Source organism: Shimia sediminis (assembly GCF_003990645.1).
GTDB classification, from domain to species: Bacteria; Pseudomonadota; Alphaproteobacteria; order Rhodobacterales; family Rhodobacteraceae; genus Shimia; species Shimia sediminis.
The window spans coordinates 300,163-323,614 of record NZ_RYZK01000004.1 but is presented as its reverse complement, the minus strand read 5'-3'; the positions used below and the strand labels follow the sequence as shown (position 1 = coordinate 323,614).

Sequence of the window (23,452 nt, the reverse complement as noted above, 5' to 3'; positions counted from 1 at the left end):
CCGACCTACCTTTCCAACGCGTGACGAAAATCGCGGGGCGACTGGTTGGTCGCCCTTCGAAAGACCCGGCTGAAATAGGCGGGATCGGAAAATCCCAGCTGATAGGCGATCTCTGAGATCGTCAGGTTCGAAAAGGCCAAGTGTCGGCGAGCCTCTCGAATAAGCCGGGCTTCAATCGCGGCTGAGGCGGATTGGCCTGTGGATTGCCGCATGACCCGGCTGAGATGGGTTGGCGTGACCGCAAGCAGATTGGCGTAGTCAGCCACGCCCAGATGTTCCAGATGATGGGTTTCAAGCAAGGCTTCAAATCGGCGTTGCAGGCCGTGATCTGCGCGGGTTTGCGAAGGCTCGCGCGCGGCCAGTGCGCGGGCAACCAGCCCGGCCAGAGCACCGGACAGGGCGCGCAGGACATGGGCGCGGGCAAAGCTGCGGGTGGGGTATTCGTCAAAGATGGCCAGCACCATTTGCCTGATATTAGGTGTAAATCGCACGATTTCCGGAGTGTTGAGCAAGGGGCGCAGCCCTTCTCCGTCGCGCAGGTTTTCTTGCAGGAGTTCTGACGCGAGGGTCACCACCCAGCCTTGGGTGCCGGGCTCGAACGTAAAGCCGTGCACCACACCCATGGGCATGTTGACCATGTCTCCGGCGGTGAGGGCGTGGCGCTTGTCTTCTATCAGCGCGCTGCCATTGCCCTTGTCCATCACGAGGAACTGGTGCAGCCGCGCATGGCGGTGGGCCGAGAACTCCCAGTCATGGACAAGGGACCGCGCCTCGATGGTTTCGCAGTGCACCACATCCGGCAGCTCGGCGCTTTCACCGAAGAGGTTAAAGTTCTCAATGTGTGTCATGTTCGATTTGTACCAGTATCAGCGGGAAAAATCCATTCACTTGTTAGCTTTTGACCGACACACTGGGCGCAACTTAGGAGGATTGCGCCATGAATATGAAAACCAAGGTTGGTATTGTCGGGGGTGGACCTTCGGGGCTGATGTTGAGCCAGCTCCTGGACCTGAAAGGTATCGACAATATCGTGTTGGAGAAACACAGCCGCGAGTATGTGCTGGGGCGTATCCGGGCGGGGGTTCTGGAGCATGGTTTTGCCGAGCTGATGCGCGAGGCGCAGTGTGGCGAGCGCATGGATGCCGAGGGGGAAATTCACCACGGGTTCTACATTGCCGAAGGTGGCAAGAAACGCCGGGTTGATCTGGCGGGGCACACGGGGGGCAACTCGGTCGTGGTTTACGGTCAGACGGAACTGACCCGCGATCTCTATGATGCGCGCGAGAAGATGAACGGCAACGTCATTCACAACGTCGATGACGTGAAGCTGTTCGATCTGAAATCGGACGCGCCCTATATCACCTATCGCAGTGGCGACGACATTATCCGCATCGATTGTGACTATGTCATCGGGGCGGACGGGTTCCATGGGGTCAGCCGCAAGTCGATCCCGTCGGATGTGTTGCGCGAATACGAAAAGGTCTATCCCTTTGGTTGGCTGGGCGTGTTGAGCCGCACCAAACCTGTGTCGCCCGAGCTGATCTATGCCAAGAGTGAACGGGGCTTTGCGCTGTGCTCGCTGCGCAGTCAGGTGCTAAGCCGCTATTACATTCAGGTGCCGCTGACGGATCGTCCCGAGGACTGGTCGGACGAGGATTTCTGGGCTGAGCTAAAGGCGCGTTTGCCCGAGGATGTGGCAGCCGGGTTGGAAACGGGCCCGTCGATCGAGAAAAGCATCGCGCCCTTGCGCAGCTTTGTCGCCGAACCGATGCGCTATGGCAATCTGTTCCTGGCTGGGGACGCCGCGCATATCGTGCCCCCCACCGGGGCGCGAGGGCTGAATTCGGCCGCGAGTGATATCTATTACCTTTATCACGCGATGGTGGATCATTATCACAACGGCGATGATACGGGGCTGGAGAATTACAGCGAAAAGGCGCTGGCACGGATCTGGAAAGCGCAGCGGTTCAGCTGGTGGATGACCACGCTGCTGCACAGTTTCCCGGACAACATTGCCTATGACGACAAGCTGCAGCAGACCGATCTGGAGTATCTGTTTTCAAGTGAGGCGGCGCTGACGTCGCTGGCGGAGAACTATGTGGGGCTGCCTTTCTGACACTCACGGAACACACACAAGTGAACAGGGGGGGTATCTACCCCCCTGTTTGCGTTCAGCAATACCGTTCCGGTCCCTTCCATTGACCTTCGGAATAGCGGTCCCCATGCGCCCAGCCGATGGGCAGGACGGCGTCGATGCGAGCGAGATCTTCTGCGGTGAGGTCGAGGGTGCCGCCCAAGGCCACTTCACGCAGGTGGTCGACGTTGCGGGTGCCGGGGATGGGCAGGACATGGTCGCCCTGATGGGTGAGCCAGGCGATGGCAAGCGCGGCGGCGGGCACGCCCATGTCAGCGGCCAGCGCCCGGAAGCGGGCGTTGTAGGCAAGGTTGGCGCTGATGTTGGGTTCCTGGAAACGCGGGTTGCCTTTCATCCAGTCGAAGGTCTGTGCGGCCTCGGCGCTGTGCGGGCGGTCGGTCAGAAGGGCGCGGCCCACGGGCGAGAAGGCAACGAGGGACGCGCCAAGCTCTTTGCAGGTTTGCACCAGGCCCATTTCGGGGGACCGGGTGGAGAGAGAGTATTCCGACTGCACAGCGGCGATCGGGTGCACGGCATGCGCACGGCGCAATGAGGACGGGGCGATTTCGGAAAAGCCGATGGCTTTGACCTTGCCGGCCTTGACGAAGCCCGCGAGGGTCTCGGTTACCTCTTCGATCTCGAACCGCGTGTCGCGACGGTGGACGTAGTAGAGGTCGATGGCCTCGACCCCGAGGCGCGTGAGGCTTGCGTCCAAAGCCTCTTGCAGGTGGGCGGGATCGTTGTTCAGGCGCTGATCGGGGTCGCGGGTGATGGCGCCCTTGGTGGCGATGGTAAAGGGTGGCGGTCCGCCGCGTTTCTTCAGCCAGTCGCCGATGACGGTTTCAGAGCGGCCCATGCCATAGGCGTTGGCGGTGTCCACGTGGGTGATGCCAAGATCGACACAGGCGTCGAGGATATTCATCGAGCCTTGGTCGGTGGCGGGACCGTAAAAATTGGTGAAGGACATTGCGCCGTAGCCGACGACGCTGACCGTGGGGCCGTTCTGGCCCAGGTGTCTTTGTTTCATGCGCGCTTTCCAAATTCAGATGCTCGAATGCCCCTTGTGCCCCGGGGCGTCCGGTGCATCATTTCAGGAAAGCAGGGGGCTGAAAAGGTGGATTTCTCAGGTGTCGTTGTGTTCGGCTTGAGCTGCCGTGACCGCGATCATATGAACGACGTCTTCTGCGGTGCATCCTCTGGACAGGTCATTCGCAGGCTTGGCGAGGCCCTGCAGAACCGGGCCTATGGCTGTGGCGCCACCGATGCGTTGCGCAATCTTATAGGCAATATTGCCGGACTCGAGGCTGGGGAAAACAAAGATGTTGGCGTCCCCCTCGAGCGGTGAGGTGCTGGCTTTGGACGCCGCCACGTCGGGCACAAAGGCCGCGTCGAACTGCAATTCGCCGTCAATCAGCAGATCCGGGTCAAGCGACTTGGCGATGTCTGTGGCCTGGACCACTTTCGAGACCGAGTCGTGGCTGGCGCTGCCGTGGGTCGAGAACGACAGCATGGCAACGCGGGGTTTTTCTGCAGTGAGGGTTTCAAAGGATTTGGCCGAAGCCAGTGCGATCTGTGCCATTTCTTCGGCATTGGGATCCACGACAAGACCGGAGTCCGCGAAGATATGGACCCCCTTTTTCACGTGGTGCTCTTCGCAAAACAGCATCAGGAAAAAGCTGGAAACCAGGGACGATCCGGGTGCGGGGCCAATCACCTGAATGGCGGTGCGCACGATGTCTGCGGTGGTGGCAACCGCGCCCCCCACCGTGCCGTCGGCGAGGCCCTTTTTAACGAGCAGAGCCGCGTAGATATGCGGCTGGGTCACCGCACGCAGGGCTTTTTCCAGCGTGACCCCTTTGTGTTTGCGCAGTTCGTAGTACAGCAGGGCCAGTTCATCGTGATGTGGTGAGGTTGCCGGGTCATGGATTTCGATGCCGTCACCCGGTTCGGCCTTGAGCAGGGAAAACTGCAGTTTGACCGTAAGCTCGTCGCCCACCAGAATGATCCGGGCGATACCCTGCGCGCGCACCTGAAGCGCGGCTTCGACGATGCGGGGGTCGGTGCCTTCGCTCAGAACAATGGTCTTTTGCGAGCGGGCAGCATTTTTCAGCAGAGTTTCCAGCGGTTTCATTCCGGAAATCCTTGTCCTGGGATGACGATTGTTCCGCAGACGTTAGCGTATGGACTCGTTGCGGTTAGGGCCAAGGAAGGCGAAAAGGTAGGCCAGTCGCCGCTACGGGCAGGGCATGAGGCCCGAGGCCGCGCGGTTTGCGTCCGGCGCTCTGCGCTCAAAAGCCGAGCCACAGGCGCGCGAAATCATGAGGCTGCAGCAGATGTGTCTTTTGCCGCGGTGTGCCCGTGCCAGTTTCGGTTGGGCACGGGCGGTTGGCGTTGATCTGTCGGATCAGAAGCGCAATCTATGCTGCAATCGGGTCGAACCGGCAGGTGAAATGGCGCATGAGTTCGGGCTGTTGCACGATGCGATAGCCTGTCAGAGTTTCGCGGATGTTCGACAGCTCTTCGAACACCTCGACGATGTAATCCGCATGGGACTGAGTATAGGTGCGGCGGGGAATGGCCAGCCTGACAAGGTCCATGGCAGCGGGGGTCTCTGTGCCATCCGGGTGGCGCCCGAACATCACGGTGCCGATTTCACACGAGCGGATGCCCCCAAGCTCGTACAGCGCGACCGCGAGGGATTGTCCGGGGTAGGCCAGCGGCGGGATATGAGACAGCCATTTGCGGGCGTCGACAAAGACCGCGTGGCCCCCGGCAGGTTTGACAACGGGCACACCGAGAGCATCAAGCCGGTCGATGATGTAGCTGTTGGTGCGGATGCGGTAGCGCAGGTAATCCTCGTCCACGATTTCCGTGAGGCCCTGAGCGAGGGCTTCGAGGTCACGGCCCGAGAGGCCGCCATAGGTCGGAAAGCCTTCGGTGCGGATCAGGTGGTTGCGGGCGGTTTCGGCGAGAGTGTCATCGTTCAGCGCCAACCAGCCGCCGATATTGCCGAATGCGTCTTTTTTGGCGCTCATGGTCATGCCGTCGGCCTCGGCAAAGCAGTCGCGCACGATGTCGGTGATGGACCGGTCCTGTTGGCCCTCTTCGCGCTGTTTGATGAACCAAGCGTTCTCGGCAAAGCGGCAGCCGTCGATGAAAAACGGTTTGTTGAACTTGCGGGCAAGGGCGGCGGTTGCGCGGATGTTGGTGAGGCTGACGGGTTGGCCGCCACCTGCGTTGTTGGTGATGGTGAGCATCACGCAAGGCACGCTTTCGCCGTGCTCAGTCAGGTAAGCCTCGAGCCGGGCGAGGTCCATGTTGCCCTTGAAAGGGTGCAGGTTGGCGGGGTCGTGCCCCTCTTCGATCACAAGGTCATGGCCTGCCGCGCCCGAGGCTTCGATATTGCCACGGGTGGTGTCGAAATGGGTGTTGTTGGGGATGTTGCGCCCCGCACCGCCGAACATCGAGAACAGGATCGCCTCGGCTGCGCGGCCCTGATGGGTGGGGATGATATGGGTAAACGGCATGAGGTTTTGGACTGCTGCCTCGAAGCGATAGAACGAGGGCGATCCGGCGTAGCTCTCATCGCCGCGCATCACGGCGGACCATTGCGCAGCGCTCATCGCGCCGGTGCCGCTGTCGGTCAGAAGGTCGATCAACACGTCGTCGGACCGCAGGCCGAAGAGGTTGTAGTGGGTATCGCGGATCAGTTTTGCGCGTTCTTCGCGCGTGGTCATGCGGATCGGCTCAACGGTTTTGATGCGAAAGGGTTCGATGATGGTTTTCATCATAGGGCTCCTGAGTGTCGGCCCCATGGGATTCGTGGCAACGTTTACACGAAGGAGCCGATGCGCTGCGGTTGTCCCAAGCGGACCGCGCTCAGCGCCCATTCGTTGCGGGTGTAACTTTTCAGGAAGTGAGGATCGCGTCAAAGGACAAGTTGTCGCTGGGATGCGTGGTGAGGTGCGCAGCGAGTGCGCACCCTACGGCGGTGATAGTGGGGCCTCGGGTTGGGGACTCTGTGATTTGGTGGGATTTAGGTCCGGTGGGCGGACTTTGCTGCCGTCAGCATAGAAGAAAGCTAGATGCCATCGCCGTCGTTGTAGAGGTAGAGAGTCACCTTTCCCGGAACACTTTCAGCCCAAACAATCGCTTCGTGAAGTAGGACACCCTTCTTCTCATCGTACAAAGGGGCGTTTGGATTCTCTTCATCAAAAACGTCGGTGTCATTCACGGAGTTATCGTGTTCGATGTTCTCGATTACGGCGTTTATCTTGCGCCATCGGTATTTCCGTTTCCGACTATCAACAATGTTCCAAATCATGTTGGATCCCAAAATTTCGACATTTGTCAACGCCTAGCACATCATGCACAAGAGCGAATAGTAGTTTGCGGCATTCGCCGCCCGTTCGATCAATGGCGGCTTTGGCGTTGTTGGGCTGGGATGCGCGAACCGCATGGAGTTTGTTCCCCTGAGGGCGTAGGGGTGGTGGGTTGGAAACCCACCCTACGGATTATTTCTCGACCAGAGCCAGAACGCGCAGCGGGCTGCCGGTGCCGTTGCGGATTTTCAGGGGGGGCGCGATGAGGACCGCGCCGGTGGGGGGCAGCTTGTCGAGGTTGGCAAGGCATTGCAGGCCCAGTTTGCCCGCGCCGTGCAGGATGTAGTGAGCCGGGTAGGGCGGCGTGTAATGCGCGCCCTGACCGGCGTCTGTGCCGACGGTTTCGGTGCCAAAACCCCGAATGTCACGCTCCTCGACCAAGAGACGCATGGCTTCGGGTGTAGGGCCGGGAGAGTGGGGGCCGTCTTCGCGCATGTTGAGGTATGCGGCACCTCGGCGTTTGGACCAGTCGGTGCGCATGAGGACCCACGAGTTTGCGGGGATGCGTCCGTGCTCGGCCTCCCAGGCTTCGATCAGGGCTGGGGTGAGTTCGAAGTCTTCATCTTCGGTGGTGCCTTCGGAGCAGTCGATCACCACCACGGGGCCGATCAGTTGTTCGGTGGGGATTTCGTCAACGGCGCCGTTCGGCACATCACGGCCTGAGATCCAGTGCGAGGGGGCATCAAAGTGGGTGCCGGTGTGTTCGGACATGGAGATGTTGTGCCATTTCCATGCGGGGCCGCGGTGGTCATAGGCGCTGATCTCTTCCATGCGGAAGCGGGCACATTGGCCAAACTCGGGCGGCAGGATGATGACCGGGAAGTCGGGGTCGAGGGTGTGTGTGAGATCGACAACTTCGACCTCGCCAGAGGCCATGCGCAGTGTCAGGTCGGTAAGCGTGCTCATCCCTGGCCTCCTGTGGTCATTTCGCGTTCGAGGATTTTGGGACCGGCGCGGAAGCGTTCGATCATGTCCTTGGCGACATCACCGCAATAGACGTCTTCCAACCCGTGGCGCAGCCCTTGCACGACAGAGCGGGCGAGGGTGGGGGGCAGGACCTTGGGCGGGGGCAGTTCCTGATGCCAGTCGTCCTCGGTCGGGCCGACAAAGACGTTCATGACGCGCAGGCCAGCGGCTCGGAAGTCGTTGCGCAGGTTCTGGCTGAGAGAGAAGGCGGCGGCGTTGGAGGCGGAGAAGCAGCCGTAGTCGGCGGAATTGACCAGCGCATAGGCCGAGAGGATGTTGATCCAGGCGACGGCAGAGTTCACGCCGTCGGCGGTGCGGGCGCACATGCCGGGGCCAAAGGCTTGGGCCAGACGCATGAGGCCGAAATAGTTCACGTCCATCTCGTTCTGGGCAAAGGCAACGTCGCCGCGCGCCATCGCGCCGCCGGGGCGGACGAAGCGGGCGTTGTTGATGAGGATATCGACCTTGCCGCCGATTTCACCGGCGAGTTCCTTGACCGAGGTGGTGTTGGTCACGTCGAGCGCCATGATCTCGACGCCGGGGATGGCGCTGAGGGCGTCACGTTGGGGATTGGGGAGCCATGTTTCAGACTCGCCCACAAAGATCATGGTGGCGCCTGCGTCGTGCAGGGCGCGGGCCAGTGTTGGCGCGTTGGGGTTGCGGGCGTCGGTGATGAGGACGCGGCGGTGTTTGGGATCAGAGGACATGGCGCGCAGTTCGGGGTCGTCTTCCATATCGGGTGTCCTTTGTTCGGGCAGGGCGATCATGACGCCTTGGCCGGAGCGGTCCAGCCGGTTCGACAGGATCACGCGGGATTTGGGGGCGACGTCGCCGTGGACGTGGCAGATGATGGTCGGTCCGGCGTCGAGGTGCACGGAACCCAGCCGCCAGGGGGCGCGTTCGCGAAAATAGAGGTTGGTGGAGGTGCGGACGGTGGATTCTGCCAAGAGGGTGCCTGTGGGGGAGATGTCATTCCATGGCAGATCGACCGACAGGCATTCGCAGCAGGCGTCGCGGGGCGGGTACTGCACGGTGCTGCACTCGGCGCAGGTTTGCAGCATGAAGCGGCCCTCGGCGGCAGCGGCGGTAAGGCCGAGCGTGGCGCGCGAGCGCACACCGGGGGGCGAAGTGGGCGTGAGGCTGCGTTTGAGCGGGTTCTTCTTGGGGGGCGGTGTGAGGGGCGTGGTCATGCGGCACCACCTTTCAGGATGGCGGCGCTGGAACAGACGCCCCGGTCGTAGTTGATCATGCCAAAGCCGGAGACCATGGCGCGGTTGGCGTTTGCGACCTGCGTTGAGCCGGCTTGATTGGTGACCTGTCGGATGGCCTCGACAAGGCCGATAAAGCCGCCTGCGGCCCCGGCCTGTCCGGCGCTAAGCTGGCCGCCCGAGGTGTTGTGGGGGAAGTCGCCGGAGATGGTGAGGTCGTGGGTGCGGACGAATTCGGCGGCCTCGCCCTTGGGGCAGAAGCCGAGGTCTTCGATCTGCATCATCGAGATGACGGGGTAGTCATCGTAGGTTTGAAGGAGGTCGATGTCGGTGGGCGCGCATTGGGCTTGCTCGTAAAGCTCGTCAATGTCGACGGTCCAGCCGCCGCGCAGTTGGATGAGGTCGCTGGCGTGGGCGTTGTGGCGTTCGATGGCGCCTTCAATGGTGGCGTAAGGCAGGCCGCGTTTTTGGGCTTCTTCCACGGTCATGACAAGGAACGCCTCGGACCCGGCGCAGGGCATGACGCAGTCAAACAGCGCAATGGGGTCGGCGATGGGGCGGGCGCTGATGTATTGTTCAAGCGTCAGGGGTTTCTTCATCAACGCATTGGGGTTCTTCAGGGCGTTTTCGCGCTGGGCGACGGCGATGCGGCCGAAATCTTCGCGGGTTGCGCCGTATTCATGCATGTAACGGTCTGTCAGCAAGGCGAAATTCGCGTTGGGACCGCCAAAGCCGTAGGGGTAAGAGGCGTCCATGGCGAAGCGTGAGAAGGATGAGAGCAGCGCGCGAAAGCTGTCGATGTGGTTGGTGTCACCCGAGACGCAGGCGACGATGTCGGCATCGCCGGATTGCACCGCGCGGGCGGCTTTGCGCAGGGCGATCACGCCGGAGGCGCCGCCCATGGGGATGTGATCAAGCCAGCGCGGGGATAGCCCGAGGTGTTGGGTCAGGCCCACGGCGGTGTCGGGGAATAGCGTGAAGCTGGCCACGGAAAACCCGTCGAGATCGGCGGGCTTGAGACCAGCGGCATCCAGCGAGCCCTTTAGGGCCTTGGCGATCCACCAATGGGCGGTCTCGATCGAATAACGTTGGTAAGGGGTCGACACTGGCGTAACCAGTGCCACGCCCTCGTATGATTGCCGGGGTCTGTTCACGCAACTTGCCTTTTCTTCAGGTGGAGTGTGTTGACCGTGGCGGGATCGGTCAAGAGGGTGGCGGCAAGGGATTTGAGGTCCGCGCGTTGGATTTTCTGGGTTGAGGTCAGCGGCAGGGCATCAACAAAGGCGACATAGCCGGGGACCTTGTAATAGGCCATCTGGTCGAGCGCCCATGTTACGATTTCCTCGGCTTTGGCAGGGGATGGTTCGGTGACGGTGAGGCAGGCAAAGACCTCGTCTCCGCGCACAGGGTCCGGCACAGGGGCGACGGCAGCTGCGGTGATCTCGGGGTGGCGCATGAGGATGGATTCCACCTCGACCGCGGCGATGTTTTCGCCGGAGCGTCGGATCACGTTTTTCTTGCGGTCAACAAAGAAGAGGAAGCCGTCTGCATCGGCGCGGACGACGTCGCCGGTGTGGAACCAGCCGTTTTCCCATGTCTCGTCCGTGGCTGCTGGGTTCTTGTAGTATTCGCTGAAGAAGCCGAGGCGAGGGCTGTCGCCCTTGCGGCGGACGAGGAGTTCGCCAGGGTCTCCAGCGGTCACTTCTTGGCCTGCATCGTCGATGATCGAGACGTCGAGCCAGTCGGGGACCTGCCCAAGGGCGGATTGGCCGATGAGGCGGTCGTGGGTGTGGTTGGAGATCACCGCGCCTGCGCCGGTTTCGGTCATGGCCCAGGCCTCCATCAGGGGGAAGCCGTAGCGGTCCTCAAAGGCGGCGTGGAGTTTGGGATCGACGCCTGCGCCAAAGCCGAAGCGGACGGTGTGGGCGGTGTCGAGGGGGGAGGCGTCGAGGCCCATCAGCATTGAGGGCATGACGCCGAGATAGTGCAGGCAGGTGGCGCGGCTGTCTTTCACGTCTTGCCACCAGCTGCGGGGGTGGAAGCGGTCGAGGGCGGTGAGGCAGCCGCCGACGGTGACCATGGCCATGAAGGAATAGGCCATGGCGTTCATGTGGAAGATCGGCAGCGGGGTAATCATGCGTTCGCCATCGAGGGCGAGCGAGACGATGCCGCCGAGGGTGGAATACCAGCGGCCGACTTCGAGAAAGTAGGCGTTGGCCAGCACGCAGCCCTTGGGCTTGCCCGTGGTGCCGGAGGTATAGAGGACAGCGGTTTCGCGGTGGAAATCATCCGTCTCATCTGCGGCCACCACGGCATTTGCACGGGGAGAAGGAAGAGGTGTGTCAGGTGTGATGGCCGCGAGACGGATGCCCGCGGCGTCGGCTGCGGCTTGCAGTTCGGCCTGTCGGGACGGGATAGAGATGATGAGGGCGGGCTCGGAATGGCCGATCAGATATTCCAGCTCGGCCGCGCGCAGGTCGGGGTTGATCGGCACGACCGAGGCGCCGAGTTTGTTGAGCGCGAGCCAGATCAGGAAGAATTCGGGGCGGTTTTCAAGAAGGAGCGCGACGCGCATGCCGGGGCCATAGCCTGCCTCGGTCAAACGGGCAGCCCATTGGTTGGCCGTGTCCAGCGCGTCGGCAAAGGTGATTTCGCCCGGTTGGATGTCGTAGACCTGCGCTGTGGCAGGCAGGACATTCAGCAAGGGACGCGCTCCATAAGTGGCGCACGAGGTCTGGAAGACCTCGTAAACCGTTTTGGTGTCAGATGGGATCATGGCAGCAGCTGGATATTCCCAAAGGCAGCATCCGAGTTCAGCAGGTCCACACGCTTGTTCGCGATGCGGAGTTTGCCGTCGACGAGCCGCAGTTCGTGGGTGGCGGTGATGGCGAGCAGGAATTGTTCGTCCAGCCGGGTCTCGATGTAGTGCATCGAGGTGTTGGTGACGAAATGGCCTGCGTCGAGGTCGAATTCATCCACAAAGGGGCGCTGGATCACGTGGTGGCAGCGGCTTTTGGGCTTTTGGCTGAAGGTGCGCTCACCGTTCAAACGTTCCACGCGCAAACGGCGCATGAAGTCGTCTTCGTACAAGAGCGAGGTCACCAGATCCGGGTCTGTCTGCTTGTAATCAAGCGGCATCCAGTAATGGCCCTCGGGGATCCAGAGGTCGAGCCATTCCGAGAAACGGCCTTCGTCCAGCATGCGGGCTTCGTCATAGATGAAGTCGATGATGTCGTCGCGGGTCAGGGTCATTCTGCGGCCTCCACCTTGTCAGACATGGTCATGGTCATGAACTTGACCCAGGCGTTCATCTGGTTGCGCATCTGGCGTTCGGTGGTGCCGTTCTCAACCGCGATTTCGTCGTAGTTTTCTTCTTCGGTGTGCAGGCGCTGAATGTTGATCCATTCGGTGCTCTGGGCGTGCAGGCCCTCTTGCGCGCGTTCGTACATTTCGAGGTCATCGTGGCCTACCATCGAGGTGGGGGCGTTGATGAGGCGGTTGTACATGGCGGTGCGTTGCAACAGGTAGTCCGGCGCGCCGACGAGGCGGTAGATGTAGCTTTCCACCAGCGTCTTGTTGGGGCCAAGCGGGATGAAATTGCGCAGTTGTTGCACGGGGCCCTTGATCATGATGTTGGGCCAGTAAACCGTGTTGTGACGGATTTCCGAAAGGATCTCTTCGGTGCGCTCCTCGCCGTGGCCCGCGACCATGGCGTCCCAGTATTCCGGCTCTTGCGTATAGTCGGAGTGGATCGAGTGGTGGACGCCGGTGTGGCCGTGACCGTTGGGCCAGGTGCGGATGCCCATTTCTTCGAAGAACTCATAAGGCGACATGAAAGGTGCGATGATTTCCATCGCCATGGGTTTGGGCTTGTCCTCGGGCCAGTTGGCTTCTTCGAAGAGTTTCACAGCCGTGCCGGCGCTGGATTCATGGGCGACCATCGGGTGGCAGGTGTCGGTTTGGTTGTCGACCAGCATTTTCCAGTTGCACTGGTGCATGTACCGCAACGGGGGACCTGCAACCTCGAGACGGCCTTCGGGTGCGCGGTCAACCATGTTGTCAAAGGACGACATCGCCTCGCCGAAGTAGTCCTCAAAGCTGATGCCCTGTTTGGCGAGGCGGGCAAAGACGAAGCCACGATAGTTTTTGACGTCGCCCACCGGTTCCAGGCCATGGTTGGCTTCGCTATCCTTAAAGGCTGTGTCCGCGTAGCCCTTTTTCAATGGGATCGCGAGCAGGCAGCCGTTGGTCTTGAAGCTCCACGCGTGATAGGGGCAGCGGAAGAATTTTCCGGTATTGCCCGCGCGGTCGATGGCGATCTTGGTGCCCTTGTGGGGGCAGCGATTGTAGAGAACGTAAATCTCGTTGTCCGAGTGACGCACCATGATGACCGGCTGGTTGCCGATCTGGGTGGTGATGTAGTCGCCCTTGGTCGGCGTCTGGCTGTCGTGACCGACAAAGACCCAGGTGTTGGAGAAGAGATGTTTCATCTCCAGCTCGTAGATTTCCTGGTCGATGTAGGTGTCGCGGTGGACCTGATGCTGTTCCACCAGTGCGGCAACCGCAGCGGGGTTATCGGTATACTTTCCCATGGTTCCTCCCTCAGATGTCCAGAACAAGACGTGCCGATTTGGCGCGGCTCACACAAATCTGGATGACGTCGCCAGCAGCGCGTTCAGACTCGGACAACACAACGTCTCGGTGATCGGGTTCACCGCTGATGACGTCGCACTGGCAGATGCCACAGTCGCCACGCTGGCAATCATACATGATGTCGACGCCTGCCTCCTCAAGCACGTCGACGATGGAATTGTCGGAGGGAATCGTGAACACCCTTCCGTCGTTGATCTCTACTTCAAATGGCGTGTCGCCGTCGTGGCCCGCAGGCGAGGCGAACAGTTCAAAATGGATGTGGCTCTTGTCATAGCCATTGGTCTCGGCAATTTCCCGAACTGCTTCGATCATGCCTTTGGGGCCGCAGCAGTAGATATGCGCGTCGTCGGGGGCGTTGGCGATGATTTGGGTCAGGTCGATCTGATTGATGTCATCAAACCAGAGGGTCAGAGCCTCTTTGAACCGGGTCTCCAACGTCTCTTCGAATGTGCAATGGCCTTGGCTGCGGGTGGCATAGTGAAACTGGAACTTTGCTGCGCGTGACGTGAGGTCTGTCGCAAAGGAGATGATCGGGGTGACACCGATACCGCCCGCAATCAGGATTGCCGGTGCGTCGTCCTCATGCAGGGCAAAGTCATTCTTGGGCCTGCTGGTGTTGAGGATCACGCCCGGTTCCAATGCATGCATCGCCCTGGAACCGCCGTCTCCGTCTTCTTCGCATTGAACCGCAATTTGATAGGTTGAAGGGGCGTTCGCGGCTGGCAAAGAGAAATTGATCAGGGAATAGGAACGTGTGCCTGTTTCGCCCAAATCAAAGTCGACGTGAGCACCGGCCGAGTAGGCGGGCAGTGTGTCGCCATTGGCGTCTTCAAAGGTAAAGAGGGCAACTCTGCCCAGAACCGTTTCCTTATCGGTCAGCTTTAGCGTCAATGTCACCTTGGTTCCTCCGTAGGGTGCCTCGTGCCATTTACAGATCCCGGACCTGTTGGTGCTTTCAACAGAAACTATGGGCCGTCGAATCGAAGTATAGCAAGTATATTTGCAAATACATATTAAATTTCATATAAACTGTCAAAGCGTATCGGTGACAGGTCACTTCCGATCAAGGTTCTCGAAAATCTTCGCAAGGGTGCGCATGGTAATGTCGCGATCCCGGTCGGTAATGCCCTGCATCATTTTTGTGTTCATCTGCAGAATGACCGGCCAGACCTGGTCTGCCTGAGCGCACCCACTGTCGGTCAGAAATACCTGCCGGATACGGCTGTCATCCTTGTGGACCTGACGAAAGATCAGTCCGTTCTTTTCCAGCCGATCCAGCGCGTGGCTCATTGTTGGTTGTTCGGAAATGGTATGATTGCACAGCTCATTGACCGTCAAACCCGGCAATACCCGCAGTGCGGCGACGACCCGAGCCGAGCTGGTGTTCAGGTTCATCCCTTTCAACTCTTTGCGCACGGCTTGCGTATAGCGGTGGCTGATGCGGGTCAAAAGATAGGACGGCAACCCGCGCAGGTCATCGGGTTGTCGGGTAGTTTGCTGCTGCGCATCTGGGTCGGCCATGGCGGGCTCCGAATGGGGCTGATGCCTTAGAGTAGAGTGCGAACCCGAAGATTTCTACCCGAACTTATACCAGCCATCAGCGGGATTGATTGAGCATGCATGTAGTTTTGTGTTGTCGTTTGCATGTCTCAATGTGATGCTGGGCGCACCGAACTCACTATCGAGACACTTGCCCGAGGTGCCCTGGGACATGGCAGCCACTCCTGAAATTACCAACCCGGACACTGGCCAGAGCGATCAGCCGTCTTTGGGTGAGATCGGGTTGTCGAGTTTCGTGCCGTACCTTTTGAACCGGATAGCTTCGAGCTGGAACATGGAGATCCAGGACACGCTGCGAAAGCAGAACCTGAACACGGTTCGGATGCGGGCGCTGGCGGTGCTGACCGTCAAAAACGGGCTTTCGATCAAAGAGTTGATTCACTTGACGGTGATTGAGCAATCGACCTTAAGCCGCGCTTTGGACGCGCTGGAAAAGCTTGAGATGATTGAGCGGATTGCTTCAAAAGATGATCGGCGCGTGCGTACGATTTACATCACGGACAAGGGCCGTGACGCTTTTTCAAACGTGTGGCCGGACATGTTTTTTGAGTACAATGACATGTTTGCCGGGATTGATGATACCGAGCGGGCGAGGCTCGTGCAGACCCTGCATAAGATCCTGAACAACCTTGGGGTAAAAGACCCAGGGAGTTGAGGTCACCGGGTCACTTGAAAAGAATGAAAAATCATATAAATTAACCGAGCCAGAAGACACAGAGTGAGGGCCGGCAATGGGACGATTCGACGGAAAAACAGCATTGGTGACCGGTGCAAGTGTCGGAATCGGAAGGGAAATTGCCCAAAACCTTCTTAGCGAAGGAGCCCGGGTCATATCCGTTTCCCGGCGCCCTTTGGACATCGACTCGGACCGGGTTCGGTCAATCTGCCTCGATCTGGGTGACGTTGATGCCATCAGACAGTGTGCTGAAGACCTGCGTCATTCAGAAAAGGTAGACATCCTGATCAACAATGCCGGGATCGTTCGTAACACGCCCTTAGGAGAGATCACGGATGACGAATTTGATTTGATGCACAACCTGCATGTGCGCGCGGCGATCAAGCTGGCCGAGGCGGTCATTCCGAACATGAAGGAACAGGGGTTCGGACGGATCATTAATATGTCTTCGCGCGCGGTGGTTGGGCTGCAGCAACGGACGGTCTATGCGGCCACCAAGGCCGCGATGATTTCTATGACACGTACCTGGGCTCTTGAACTTGGGCCCTACGGCATCACCGTGAACGCAATCGCTCCGGGACCGGTCCTGACCGACATGCTGACCGCGGACATCCCCGAGGAAAGTGAAAAGGCCCGCAATCTTGCCGCGTCTCTGCCGATGCGCCGATTGGGAGAGGCAGCCGATATCGCGCGCGCCACATTGTTTTTTGCGGATCCGGACAACAGCTGGGTGACGGGCCAGACCTTGTTCGTGTGCGGTGGTGGTAGTCTTGGGTCGCTGACGGCCCTTTGATCCGGGCCGGGAAAAAGATCACATTGCTTGTAAATGCATGGTTATTCCTGCCTGCTGGCGTACTTGTACGTCGGACGCCAGTCTTGCCCCCAGACACTGCGCCAGAATTCTCCACGCTCCGTGTTCTGTATGGGGGTTCCACCGGACCAAAGATCGGCTTCGGGGCGCGCATGTCGGTGGAAAAACTCTGAGAGCCGGTGGTCCAGTTCAGCCAGAACGTCCGCATACCCAGGGGTATCGGCAAGGTTTACTGTTTCGCCCGGGTCATTCTCGACGTCATAAAGCGCGTTCGGAAAGCGCTCGCCAGAAGAGGGGCTGTACCGTTTGAAGTAGGCCCATTTCCGAGTTCGCAGTACGCGGGTTTCTTCCTGTTCGGAAAAGACTTCGTCTCGGTCCCAAGAGGCAGGGTCACCGGCAAGCAACGATCGTAAGGAACGGCTGGTCGTTGGCGCACTATCCGGCAAATCCTGCACGCCGGCGTAGTCGAGAATGGTAGAGAAAATGTCCATGTTGGAGATCATGGCCTGGCGCCTCTGGCCGGGTCTGACGGTCGGTGGGTGGCTCAGGATAAGCGGCACAGAGTGCGCGGCGCGGTGAAGGTTCGAGGGGTAAGTTGCCGCGCCGTGTCCCCAGAAGCCGTGGTGACCGAGGGACAATCCGTGGTCAGACGTAAAGATCACCAGGGTATCGTCGGTCAGGTTCATCTGGTCCAGCGTGCGCAGTATCTGACCCACTCCATCATCCACCATCGAGATCTGAGAATAGTAGTTTCTAAGCGTTGCGAGATCATTGGGTGCCCGCAGCGGCATTGAATAGTCCAGGCCACCGCCGGAATACTTTTCGCGGAGCAAGTATGCGTCGATCGCCGCTTTGCTCAGGCCTTGCCGTGGTACGCTTTGCATGGGGCATTCGTCGTAGAGTTCAGAAAAGCGATTGGGTTGCGGATCTTTGGTGGCAGGCCAGTGCCCATAGGGTGCAGGGTAGGGCACATAAAGAAAAAAGGGCCGGGTGTCAGTGTCCTGTTCTTTCAGAAAGCCAATGGCTTTTTCCGTAAAGAAATCAACTGAGTGCCCATGGTGTTCGTAGGTTTTGTCATTCTCGGTGATGCGGTTCTTGTGGAAGCTGCGCACATGCCCGTCCGCCATCGTGCACCAATAGTCGAATCCCGGCATGGGCGTTGAGGGATCCCCCAGATGGTACTTGCCACATAGTGCCGTGCGGTATCCCATCTGTTTCAAGGCGGCGGGTAGCGTGCGTAGCCCATCCAGCGCATGCCAGTTCCGAGGCCAGTCGTCGCTGTCACGATCATCGATCCAGCTGTGGACACCATGTTGCGACGGAAGAAGCCCAGTCAGCACCGATGCCCGGCAGGGCGAACAGAAGCCATTTGGACAGTAGGCATTTTCAAAGGTTGTGCCCTGCGCGGACAAGGCATCCAAATGGGGCGTATGAACTTCTGAATTGCCATAACAACCAAGGGTTTCTGCCTGTTGGTTGTCGGTGAAGAACAGGACGATATTTGGAGGGCGGGCCATGGAGAGTTTTCCTCGATGGTGGGTATCAAAGGTGCCAGACTTGGCCCGAGCCTAGGTGAGTGATGGGGATGCGGCAACAAAAACAGCCTGAGCCCATGCCCCGTGATCCGTCGAAAGTGAGGATTTCTGCGTCATGCAAAGGGGCGCAACTCGAGTATCTCACGAGCCTCTTTCCAGGTCGCGACAGGGCGTTCGTATCTCTCGCAAAGCTCGACCGCTTTTTGAACCAATGCGGCATTTGATGGGGCCAAGGTGTTCTTATCCAAGCGCATGTTGTCTTCGAGGCCTGTTCGCGTGTGCCCCCCTGCGGCGATGCACCATTCGTTTACTTCGATCTGGCCGCGTCCCACACCGGCGGCACACCACTGCGCCTCGGGCGCCAGCCGTTCCATCGTGCGGATGTAGTAGTCAAAAACGTCCCGATCTACGGGCATGGCGTTCTTTACGCCCATGACGAATTGCACATAAAGTTTGCCCGGAATGCGCCCGTCTCGATTCATGGCGACGGCCTGATGAATGTGGCTGAGGTCAAAGGCTTCTATTTCCGGCTTGACGTCGTAGGTTCGCATTTCAGCGGCAAGCCAATCGACGAGATCCGGCGGGTTTTCATACACGCGGGTTGGGAAATTGTTGGAGCCAACGGACAGAGAGGCCATGTCAGGTGACAGTGGCAACATCCCTCCGCGCGCCGAACCGGCGCCTGAACGGCCTCCGGTGGACAGTTGAATGATCATGCCCGGACAGTGCGTTTCGATGCCTTCCTTGAGACGGGCAAACTTCTCTGGGTCCGAGCTTGGCGTGCCATCATCGTTGCGCACATGACAATGAGCGATGGAGGCACCGGCCTCAAAGGACTGATGCACGCTCTCGACTTGTTCGCTCACGGTGATGGGGACAGCGGGGTTGTTGTCCTTGGTCGCAACCGAGCCGGTGATTGCGACGCAGATGATGCAGGGTTTGGCCATGGTGTCTTTCCGATCTGAAATAGGTCTGCCGCCTTTTCCCTGAGGATAAGAGGGCGGCCCAAACAGGGCAAGGCAAACACCGAGTGGCTGGTCGCAAACGGGCCACTGTTTGGGGGGCCATGACCCTGGCGGCGATCTGGCTAGGTGACAAAATCGCGCTGGTCAGGGTTGCCCATCGACACGAGCCGCATGTTTTGGGATTGCTCTTGTTGAAACGCATTCTTGGTGTCCCACCCGCGCCAGTTCGAAAGAACCAGAGATTGCGCGACGGCACCGCCCAGCGTTGTGCCTGGTCCTAGAACGATAAACAGGTCCGGCATGAATTCGCGCGCGGCTGTGCGGATGGCGGCGGTGAAGTCATAAGATTTCACAACCTGATGATTGAGCGTGTAATCCCAGAGTGCCGGGAGATGGCTGGAGTGTGGCCACCAAACTCCACCACGACCGTCAACAAGGGGCAAAGAGGGTTGCCGAAACAGGTCCTCCGAAAGGGCCTGACGTCCGAGCGCTGCAACCGGTTCTTGCAGGGCGGTGTGGAACCCAGCGTGATTAGGCAAGCGCATCGGAAACCGGTCCTGAACACGCGGCATTTCGCGCTCAAAGGCCGCCAAACCTAGGTCGTTGCCTGCCAGAACCAGCATGCCGCCGAGGTCAATAGATAGGTCCAATACGTGGTCTGGCAGGGCATTGATCCGGGCAACGGTGGCTAAGATATCTTGTTGCTGAGCCGGGACAGGCTGCCAATTGTCGTTGACAAAGGGGTAAATGAGCTGCTCGCCGATCAGGTGATCTTGCATCAAGGTGCCCATTGTATTCACGACCTGAAGGCCACCCAAATCGTTCAGCGCACCGGCGCAGGCGAGAGCGATGTACCAGCCCATCGAATTGCCGGTCACGGCGACGATGTCTATGCGATCGCGGTCAATTGCCAAAAAGTCCGAGTAGGCGCAGGAATAGATCAGCGGCGAGGCGTTGTCGCCGCGCGTATGTTTCGAGCCAATAAACCGTGGTGCTTCGTCCAGTTCTGATATGGTTTCCTGGCCCTGAGACCGTCGAAAATCATCAAACGTATCAAATAGGGCCCGACGTTTGGCGTGATGACGGAGCAGGTAGCCCAGTTCGGTTTTATTGTATGTGCCGCGACCCGGAGCGACGACAACTGCGGTAAGAGTCATTTTGTGCTCCAGAGTGTTTTGGCCGCGTCAACGATACTGTCGCATGAGGGCATTGTCGCAGCATAGGCCGGGCCCGTTGCTATGAAACTGTCTTGGGCAGCAAGGCGCGCGGTCGGCAGGTCGCAATTCTCTGCCAGCATTGCCATAAGGGCCTCGGATTGGCTGCCGGTGGTGCGGCATTCGTCAACAATCAGGACTTTCTCTGCGCCTTGCAGCGCGTCCAGAATGCCCTGAGTGGGCAAGGGCGCGAGCCAGCGCATGTCGATGACACGGGTTTCAATGCCCTGATCAGAGAGCATCCTTGTCGCCTGGTGGCTAAGGTAGGTTCCGTTGCCATAGGTCACGATGGCAAGTGGGCCGTCGCCGGAAACACCCACTTCGCCCAAAGGAATAGTCTGATCGGGCGAGGGGTAGGTGCGCATCCAACCGCCGTCTTTTTCCTCGTGCAGATCACGCATGGGGTAGAGCGCTATCGGCTCGATGAAAACGACTACACGTTGCTCTTCGCGCGCCAGACGCATGCATTCACGCAGCATTCGGGCACCATCCGCACCGTTTGAGGGGCAGGCCAGAATAACGCCCGGGATGTCGCGCAGCACCGCAAGCGAGTTGTCGTTGTGGAAATGCCCGCCAAAGCCTTTTTGGTAGCCCAGCCCTGCGATGCGCAGCACCATGGGGTTGGTGAACTGACCGTTGGAGAAGAAGCTGAGCGTTGCCGCTTCGCCCCGTATTTGGTCTTCGGCGTTGTGGAGATAGGCGAGGAACTGAATTTCCGGCATCGGGACAAAGCCGTTATGCGCCATGCCAATGGCAAGCCCCAGGATGGACTGCTCGTCGAGCAGCGTGTCGATCATGCGGTCTGGTCCAAAGCGATTGGTCAGTTTCTGAGTGACGCCGTAAACTCCGCCCTTAAGGCCGACATCCTCGCCCATCATGACGAGTTCTTCATGTGTCAGCATGAGGTCAGTCAATGCCCAATTCAAAAGCCGCGACATGGGTTGGGGCGTGTCGAGTTGTTTGGCGTCGGAGCCAAAGGCGCTTAGGCGAGCTCCATCAGAGGGGCCGTTTGACGGGGCGCAGGCGCGAACCGGTGGGATCAGGCTCGCCATGACGTCCTCAGCGGTTTTCAGGCGGGGTCGCGTTGCCACTTCTTCGGCCAGACGGGCGCAGCGGGCGTCTGCCTCGTCGTAGATTTCAAGCACTTGTTGCTCTGTCAGAATGCCGGCGTCCGTCAAAAGGCGGGCAGAATGCATGAGGGGGTCATCAGCCTCCCAACCCTCGAAGATCGTCTTAGGTAGATAGGCTTGCTGCAGATCAGATCCGGCATGTCCGTAAAGCCTGACCAGGGACAGGTGGAGAAATGCGGGCTTTCTGCGGGTGCGGACGTAGTCCTCTGCCTCCCGCGCCGCGCGATAGGTATCAAACATGTCGAGACCATTGGCGTGGAAGTACTTGAGACCCGGCCGGTTCGAGAAGTTTTCGCCGACCCAGCCCTTGGGGGTGCGCGTTGATATGCCGATGCCGTTGTCTTCGCAGACAAACAGCAATGGCATCGGGACCGATTGAAAAGACGTCCAGCAGGCCGTGTTGATCGCACCTTGCGCGGTTGAGTGGTTTGAGGACGCGTCGCCAAAAGAGCACATGACAATGCTGTCGTCCGTGAGCACCTTGTGCTCGGGCGCGTGGCGTTTGGCCAGACCGATGGAATAGGCCGCACCGACGGCCTTTGGCAGGTGGCTGGCGATTGTCGAGGTTTGGGGCGGGATCATCAACGCCTTGGACCCCAGAACCTTGTGACGTCCACCGGATATCGGGTCTTCTGTGGATGTGGCAAAACTGAGCAGCATGTCCCACGTTGGCGTGGTGCCCGGAACTTGCGAGGAGCGCATGGTTTGAAATGCGCCGTCCCGGTAGTGCAAAAACGCCATGTCGTCCGGGCGAAGTGCAGCGGCGACGGCTGCCATGCCTTCATGTCCCGACGAGCCAATGGTGTAGTAACCTTGACCCATCGCCTGCATTTTTCGCGAGCGCCGGTCAAGATTGCGACTAAGGCATTGCGCGCGAAACACCGCGACGGCGTCAGGTGCCGTGAGGGGGCCGGACGCGGCAGGGCCTTGGGGCAGTGTTCCAGCCGAGAGTTTTTCTCGAAAGGTCTGATCAACGATGTCGGCACGATCCATGGGGCGCTCTTTGTTCAGGATTTTAGAAGGTTGATGGCACGGGCCATTCGGGAGAGGCCCTCGGCCAGATCGTCTTCGCCATAGGCGTAACTCATCCGGAAGTGGCCCGGCAGGCCAAAGGCTCTGCCTGGGACAAGCGCCACCAAGGCGTGGTTGAGGAGATAGCTGCATACGTCAGCGTCGTTTGTGATCGAGCTGCCGTTTGGTGTTTCGCAACCAAAGAGGGACGTGCAATCCGGAAAGACATAGAATGCGCCCCCCGGCACGTCACACGCAATGCCTGGCATCGCGTTCAATGCGTCAACAACCATATCGCGCCGTTTGAGAAACGCGGCACATCGTTCGGCTAACAAGTCCTGCGGCCCTGTCAAAGCGGCCACAGCCGCCGCCTGACTGACAGAACAGGCACCGGACGTGGACTGTCCCTGAATTGCGACCATGGCATCTATCAAGGGCGCTGGGCCGATCCCCCAACCTATGCGCCATCCGGTCATGGCATAAGACTTGGAAACGCCGTTGACGATCAGGGTACGCTCGGCAAGATCGGGAGCAGCCTCGCGGAACGACGTAAAGGGCGCGTAGCTAATGTGCTGGTAGATCTCATCTGCCAGGATCCAGACATGAGGGTATTTGCGCAGAACTTCGGCGAGGGCATTGAGATCCTCACGCCCATATATGGCACCAGACGGGTTGCCAGGTGAGTTGAGCATCACCCATCGCGTTTTGTCTGTAATGGCAGACTCCAATTGCTCGGGCCGCAAGCGGAACTGGTGTTGCTGCGCGCAGGGGATGGGCACCATTGTTGCCTCGCAGAACTGGATGATGTCGCTGTAGCTGGTCCAGTAAGGCGCGGGCACGATCACCTCGTCGCCGGGATCGAGGGTTGCCTGAAATGCGTTGGAAATCACCTGTTTTGCGCCGGTGCTGACAATCACCTCATCTGACGCGGCCTCAAAATCCGTTGCCTTCAAAATCGCGCCCCGGAGTGCGGGCGTTCCGCGCGTGGGCGGATACGTGGTTTCGCCGTTCCGGGCCGCTTGCATGGCGGCGTCTATGACGTGCGCTGGTGTCGGAAAGTCTGGCTCTCCGGTCCCGAAGGTCAGCACATCCCTGCCAGAAGCTTTCAAGGCGCGGGCGGCCTCGGAGATTTGAACGATTTCGGAGAGCTCAAGAGATGCGGCGCGCTGGGATCGGCGGAAGGGTGTTTGACGTGTCATTGATTACT

General features: G+C 59.5%; 21 protein-coding genes. 3 read left to right on the top strand and 18 right to left on the bottom strand.

From position 1 onward, the window contains the following. Positions 1-5: 5 nt before the first annotated feature. The gene (locus EK369_RS11600; RefSeq protein ID WP_127114399.1) at positions 6-848 is read right to left on the bottom strand and encodes a helix-turn-helix domain-containing protein; all 843 of its coding nucleotides are present in this window, start codon (positions 846-848) and stop codon (positions 6-8) included. Positions 849-943: 95 nt separating this feature from the next. Here EK369_RS11600 and pobA point away from each other — a divergent pair, with 95 nt between their 5' ends. Continuing rightward, positions 944-2,116 (top strand): 4-hydroxybenzoate 3-monooxygenase, encoded by a 1,173-nt coding sequence (gene pobA / locus EK369_RS11595; protein ID WP_127114501.1) that lies wholly within the window; start codon positions 944-946, stop codon positions 2,114-2,116. 55 nt (positions 2,117-2,171) lie between these two features. On the opposite strand, the gene EK369_RS11590 is transcribed toward pobA, so the two are convergent. The 12 genes from EK369_RS11590 to EK369_RS11535 all read right to left on the bottom strand — a co-directional run bounded on the left by EK369_RS11590 (position 2,172) and on the right by EK369_RS11535 (position 14,864). Next, positions 2,172-3,161, bottom strand: coding sequence for an aldo/keto reductase (locus tag EK369_RS11590; RefSeq protein ID WP_127114398.1), 990 nt, complete (start codon positions 3,159-3,161; stop codon positions 2,172-2,174). Positions 3,162-3,257: 96 nt separating this feature from the next. Further along, positions 3,258-4,265 (bottom strand): phosphate acetyltransferase, encoded by a 1,008-nt coding sequence (gene pta / locus EK369_RS11585; RefSeq protein ID WP_127114397.1) that lies wholly within the window; start codon positions 4,263-4,265, stop codon positions 3,258-3,260. A gap of 286 nt (positions 4,266-4,551) precedes the next feature. Next, the gene (locus EK369_RS11580) at positions 4,552-5,922 is read right to left on the bottom strand and encodes a tryptophanase (protein WP_127114396.1); all 1,371 of its coding nucleotides are present in this window, start codon (positions 5,920-5,922) and stop codon (positions 4,552-4,554) included. A gap of 293 nt (positions 5,923-6,215) precedes the next feature. Further along, the gene (locus EK369_RS11575) at positions 6,216-6,458 is read right to left on the bottom strand and encodes a hypothetical protein (protein ID WP_127114395.1); all 243 of its coding nucleotides are present in this window, start codon (positions 6,456-6,458) and stop codon (positions 6,216-6,218) included. 190 nt (positions 6,459-6,648) lie between these two features. Further along, positions 6,649-7,422: a cyclase family protein gene (locus EK369_RS11570; protein ID WP_127114394.1), complete on the bottom strand. Its 774-nt coding sequence runs from the start codon at positions 7,420-7,422 to the stop codon at positions 6,649-6,651. Further along, entirely contained in the window at positions 7,419-8,672 is a 1,254-nt protein-coding gene (locus EK369_RS11565) for an SDR family NAD(P)-dependent oxidoreductase (RefSeq protein ID WP_127114393.1), read from the bottom strand. Before EK369_RS11565 ends, EK369_RS11570 begins: the two co-directional genes overlap by 4 nt. After that, on the bottom strand, positions 8,669-9,814 hold the full coding sequence (locus EK369_RS11560; RefSeq protein ID WP_235871410.1) for a thiolase family protein: 1,146 nt from the start codon (positions 9,812-9,814) through the stop codon (positions 8,669-8,671). The genes EK369_RS11565 and EK369_RS11560 overlap by 4 nt, the downstream gene beginning before the upstream one ends. A gap of 26 nt (positions 9,815-9,840) precedes the next feature. Further along, positions 9,841-11,466 carry an AMP-binding protein gene (locus EK369_RS11555; protein WP_127114391.1) on the bottom strand — a complete coding sequence of 542 codons (1,626 nt, stop codon included), beginning with the start codon at positions 11,464-11,466 and terminating at the stop codon, positions 9,841-9,843. Then, a complete protein-coding gene (locus EK369_RS11550; RefSeq protein WP_127114390.1) occupies positions 11,463-11,942 on the bottom strand; it encodes an aromatic-ring-hydroxylating dioxygenase subunit beta in 480 nt (159 codons plus the stop codon). Before EK369_RS11550 ends, EK369_RS11555 begins: the two co-directional genes overlap by 4 nt. After that, complete coding sequence (locus EK369_RS11545) at positions 11,939-13,282, bottom strand: aromatic ring-hydroxylating dioxygenase subunit alpha (RefSeq protein WP_127114389.1); 1,344 nt, start codon at positions 13,280-13,282, stop codon at positions 11,939-11,941. Before EK369_RS11545 ends, EK369_RS11550 begins: the two co-directional genes overlap by 4 nt. Positions 13,283-13,292: 10 nt before the next feature. Continuing rightward, positions 13,293-14,240, bottom strand: coding sequence for a PDR/VanB family oxidoreductase (locus EK369_RS11540; RefSeq protein ID WP_206198078.1), 948 nt, complete (start codon positions 14,238-14,240; stop codon positions 13,293-13,295). A 156-nt stretch (positions 14,241-14,396) separates the two neighbouring features. After that, positions 14,397-14,864 (bottom strand): MarR family winged helix-turn-helix transcriptional regulator, encoded by a 468-nt coding sequence (locus tag EK369_RS11535; protein ID WP_127114388.1) that lies wholly within the window; start codon positions 14,862-14,864, stop codon positions 14,397-14,399. A gap of 190 nt (positions 14,865-15,054) precedes the next feature. Here EK369_RS11535 and EK369_RS11530 point away from each other — a divergent pair, with 190 nt between their 5' ends. Together EK369_RS11530 and EK369_RS11525 are read left to right on the top strand one after the other, a co-directional pair. Continuing rightward, positions 15,055-15,558, top strand: a complete 504-nt coding sequence (locus EK369_RS11530; RefSeq protein ID WP_127114387.1) for a MarR family winged helix-turn-helix transcriptional regulator — start codon at positions 15,055-15,057, stop codon at positions 15,556-15,558. Between the two features lie 76 nt (positions 15,559-15,634). Beyond that, a complete protein-coding gene (locus EK369_RS11525; RefSeq protein WP_127114386.1) occupies positions 15,635-16,372 on the top strand; it encodes an SDR family NAD(P)-dependent oxidoreductase in 738 nt (245 codons plus the stop codon). A 41-nt stretch (positions 16,373-16,413) separates the two neighbouring features. Here EK369_RS11525 and EK369_RS11520 read toward each other — a convergent pair whose 3' ends face one another. The 5 genes from EK369_RS11520 to EK369_RS11500 all read right to left on the bottom strand — a co-directional run bounded on the left by EK369_RS11520 (position 16,414) and on the right by EK369_RS11500 (position 23,444). Beyond that, positions 16,414-17,907 carry a sulfatase family protein gene (locus EK369_RS11520; RefSeq protein ID WP_127114385.1) on the bottom strand — a complete coding sequence of 498 codons (1,494 nt, stop codon included), beginning with the start codon at positions 17,905-17,907 and terminating at the stop codon, positions 16,414-16,416. 131 nt (positions 17,908-18,038) lie between these two features. After that, entirely contained in the window at positions 18,039-18,872 is an 834-nt protein-coding gene (locus EK369_RS11515) for a 3-oxoadipate:acetyl-CoA acetyltransferase (protein ID WP_127114384.1), read from the bottom strand. Positions 18,873-19,012: 140 nt separating this feature from the next. After that, positions 19,013-20,047, bottom strand: a complete 1,035-nt coding sequence (locus EK369_RS11510) for an ACP S-malonyltransferase (RefSeq protein WP_127114383.1) — start codon at positions 20,045-20,047, stop codon at positions 19,013-19,015. Next, entirely contained in the window at positions 20,044-22,227 is a 2,184-nt protein-coding gene (locus EK369_RS11505) for a dehydrogenase E1 component subunit alpha/beta (protein ID WP_127114382.1), read from the bottom strand. The genes EK369_RS11510 and EK369_RS11505 overlap by 4 nt, the downstream gene beginning before the upstream one ends. A gap of 14 nt (positions 22,228-22,241) precedes the next feature. Then, the gene (locus tag EK369_RS11500) at positions 22,242-23,444 is read right to left on the bottom strand and encodes a pyridoxal phosphate-dependent aminotransferase (RefSeq protein ID WP_127114381.1); all 1,203 of its coding nucleotides are present in this window, start codon (positions 23,442-23,444) and stop codon (positions 22,242-22,244) included. Positions 23,445-23,452: the final 8 nt, after the last annotated feature.

What these genes read in the sequence shown, in the direction of transcription:
- EK369_RS11600 (WP_127114399.1), bottom strand. Translation starts at nt 848, where the DNA reads ATGACACACATTGAGAACTTTAACCTCTTCGGTGAAAGCGCCGAGCTG.
- pobA (WP_127114501.1), top strand. Translation starts at nt 944, where the DNA reads ATGAAAACCAAGGTTGGTATTGTCGGGGGTGGACCTTCGGGGCTGATG.
- EK369_RS11590 (WP_127114398.1), bottom strand. Translation starts at nt 3,161, where the DNA reads ATGAAACAAAGACACCTGGGCCAGAACGGCCCCACGGTCAGCGTCGTC.
- pta (WP_127114397.1), bottom strand. Translation starts at nt 4,265, where the DNA reads ATGAAACCGCTGGAAACTCTGCTGAAAAATGCTGCCCGCTCGCAAAAG.
- EK369_RS11580 (WP_127114396.1), bottom strand. Translation starts at nt 5,922, where the DNA reads ATGAAAACCATCATCGAACCCTTTCGCATCAAAACCGTTGAGCCGATC.
- EK369_RS11575 (WP_127114395.1), bottom strand. Translation starts at nt 6,458, where the DNA reads ATGATTTGGAACATTGTTGATAGTCGGAAACGGAAATACCGATGGCGC.
- EK369_RS11570 (WP_127114394.1), bottom strand. Translation starts at nt 7,422, where the DNA reads ATGAGCACGCTTACCGACCTGACACTGCGCATGGCCTCTGGCGAGGTC.
- EK369_RS11565 (WP_127114393.1), bottom strand. Translation starts at nt 8,672, where the DNA reads ATGACCACGCCCCTCACACCGCCCCCCAAGAAGAACCCGCTCAAACGC.
- EK369_RS11555 (WP_127114391.1), bottom strand. Translation starts at nt 11,466, where the DNA reads ATGATCCCATCTGACACCAAAACGGTTTACGAGGTCTTCCAGACCTCG.
- EK369_RS11550 (WP_127114390.1), bottom strand. Translation starts at nt 11,942, where the DNA reads ATGACCCTGACCCGCGACGACATCATCGACTTCATCTATGACGAAGCC.
- EK369_RS11545 (WP_127114389.1), bottom strand. Translation starts at nt 13,282, where the DNA reads ATGGGAAAGTATACCGATAACCCCGCTGCGGTTGCCGCACTGGTGGAA.
- EK369_RS11535 (WP_127114388.1), bottom strand. Translation starts at nt 14,864, where the DNA reads ATGGCCGACCCAGATGCGCAGCAGCAAACTACCCGACAACCCGATGAC.
- EK369_RS11530 (WP_127114387.1), top strand. Translation starts at nt 15,055, where the DNA reads ATGGCAGCCACTCCTGAAATTACCAACCCGGACACTGGCCAGAGCGAT.
- EK369_RS11525 (WP_127114386.1), top strand. Translation starts at nt 15,635, where the DNA reads ATGGGACGATTCGACGGAAAAACAGCATTGGTGACCGGTGCAAGTGTC.
- EK369_RS11520 (WP_127114385.1), bottom strand. Translation starts at nt 17,907, where the DNA reads ATGGCCCGCCCTCCAAATATCGTCCTGTTCTTCACCGACAACCAACAG.
- EK369_RS11515 (WP_127114384.1), bottom strand. Translation starts at nt 18,872, where the DNA reads ATGGCCAAACCCTGCATCATCTGCGTCGCAATCACCGGCTCGGTTGCG.
- EK369_RS11510 (WP_127114383.1), bottom strand. Translation starts at nt 20,047, where the DNA reads ATGACTCTTACCGCAGTTGTCGTCGCTCCGGGTCGCGGCACATACAAT.
- EK369_RS11505 (WP_127114382.1), bottom strand. Translation starts at nt 22,227, where the DNA reads ATGGATCGTGCCGACATCGTTGATCAGACCTTTCGAGAAAAACTCTCG.
- EK369_RS11500 (WP_127114381.1), bottom strand. Translation starts at nt 23,444, where the DNA reads ATGACACGTCAAACACCCTTCCGCCGATCCCAGCGCGCCGCATCTCTT.